The organism is Mycobacterium sp. THU-M104, assembly GCF_049197365.1.
GTDB lineage: Bacteria > Actinomycetota > Actinomycetes > Mycobacteriales > Mycobacteriaceae > Mycobacterium.
The window spans coordinates 1-2313 of sequence record NZ_JBMIOP010000291.1 but is presented as its reverse complement, the minus strand read 5'-3'; the positions used below and the strand labels follow the sequence as shown (position 1 = coordinate 2313).

Here is a 2313-nt window from a genome sequence, read left to right as displayed (position 1 = left end):
GCTGGCCGGTGACGACCTGGCGGGTTCGGTGATCCGGGGCAGCGCCACACCGGCGGGCAAGACCGTGTTCGTGTTCCCCGGCCAAGGCTCCCAATGGCTGGGCATGGGCATGGGCCTGCACGCCGAATACCCATTGTTTGCGGAGGCTTTCGATGCCGTCGTGGCCGAACTCGACCGCCACCTGCTGCGTCCCGTGCGCGAGGTGATGTGGGGTCACGATGAAAACCTGCTGAACACAACCGAATTCGCCCAGCCGGCCTTGTTCGCGGTCGAGGTGGCGTTGTTCCGCCTCCTCGAATCCTGGGGCTTGCGGCCCGACTTCGTCATGGGCCACTCGGTGGGCGAACTGTCCGCCGCGCACGTCGCCGGCGTCCTGTCGCTGCAGAACGCCGCGGTGCTCGTGGCAGCGCGCGGCCGCTTCATGCAGGCATTGCCGGCGGGCGGGGCGATGATCGCGGTGCAGGCGACCGAGGAGGAAGTGCGGCCGCTGCTGGACGGCCAGGTCGGCCTGGCGGCCGTCAACGGCCCGTTCTCCGTGGTGATTTCGGGTGCCCGCGACGATGTGGTCGCGGTCGCCGAGCGGTTCCGCGGGCAAGGTCGCCGCGTGCACCGGTTGGCCGTCTCGCACGCGTTCCACTCGCCGTTGATGGAGCCGATGGTCGACGAATTCGCCGCCGTCGCCGCCGGACTGGCCACCGCGGCGGCCGGCATTCCGGTCATCTCCAACGTGACCGGCCAATTGGCCGCAGACGACTTCGCCTCGTCGTCGTACTGGAAGCGCCACATCCGCGAAGCGGTCCGGTTCGCCGACAGCATTCGCTTCGCGCACTCCGCCGGGGCCACCCGCTTCCTGGAAGTCGGTCCCGGCGGCGGCCTGACAGCGTCGATCGAGGAGTCGCTGTCCGATGCGCCCGTGCTGACGGCGTCGCTGCTCCGCAAGGATCGCCCCGAGCCCGTGACGCTGGTCAACGCTGTCGCGCACGGGTTCGTCACCGGCATGGACGTCGACTGGCGTGGTGCCATCGGGATGGCCAACTTTGTCGAACTGCCCACGTATGCCTTTGAGCGGCGACGGTTCTGGCTCTCCGGTGGCGGTGGGGCCGCCGACGCCGCCGGTCTGGGGCTGGGCGTGAGCGAGCACCCGCTGCTGGGTGCGGTGATCGAGTTGCCGGCCTCGGGCGGGGTGGTGCTGACGGGCCGGTTGTCGCCCGGCACGCAGGGCTGGCTGTCCGATCACGCAGTGGGCGGCACGGTGCTGTTTCCCGGTGCCGGATTCGTGGAGCTGGCGATCCGCGCCGGTGACGAGGTGGGTTGCGGAATGGTCGAGGAGTTGAATCTTGCTGCGCCGCTGGTCTTGCCGGCCGCATCTTCGGTCGCGGTGCAGGTCGTCGTCGGTAGCCTCGACGAGTCGGGCGCTCGCACGGTCTCGGTGTTCTCGCGCGTCGAGACGGGCTCTTCGTGGCTGCTGCATGCCGAGGGTGTGCTGAGTGCCGGATCAGCCGTTCCCGGCGCGGACCTGTCGGTATGGCCTCCGGCGGGGGCCGTCCCGGTGGACATCGGCGACGGGTATGAGCGGCTGGCCGAACGCGGTTACGGTTATGGGCCCGCGTTCCGGGGCCTGACGTCGATGTGGCGCCGCGGCGCCGAAGTTTTCGCGGAAGTGGCGCTCCCCGCCGACGCCGGCTTGTCCGTGGCCGGATTCGGGGTCCACCCGGTCCTGCTGGATGCGGCGCTGCACGCGGTGATCCTGGCCTCGGAAGAGGGCGAATTGGCCGAGGGCTCTGTGCTGGTGCCGTTCTCCTGGCAGCGCGTGTCGTTGTACGCTGCGGGTGCGGAGGCACTGCGGGCGCGCATTGCGCCCTCAGGTCCGTCCGCGATGTCGATCGAGCTTGCCGACGGGCTGGGCCTGCCGGTGTTGTCGGTGGGTGCGATGGTGGCCCGGCCGGTCAGCGATCAGCAACTCCTGGCCGCGGCCTCGAACTCGGGCCGCGATCGGCTCTTCGAGGTCGTCTGGTCCGCGCAGCCCGCCGAGAACGTGCAGCCGATATCGGTATTCACATGGGGCACGACCGTGTTCGATACCACCGAGGTCGAACCCAAGGCGTATCTGTTCGAATCCCCGCCGGTCACCGGTGACGTCGTCGCGGACGTGTACGCGACCACGCGCGCCGTGCTTCAGGTGCTGCAAACCTGGCTGACCGGCAACGCGGCCGCGATGCTGGTGGTGTCGACGCGGGGTGCGGTGGCGTTGCCGGGGGAGGACGTGGGGGATTTGGCGGGTGCGGCGGTGTGGGGGTTGGTGCGTTCGGCGCA

Annotated in this window: 1 protein-coding gene; it reads left to right on the top strand. The window is 69.8% G+C overall.

Features of this window, described 5'->3' with window-relative positions:
- Positions 1-2313: acyltransferase domain-containing protein (locus tag ACOJVU_RS20880; protein WP_421531531.1), on the top strand; the 2313-nt coding region annotated here is incomplete at both ends.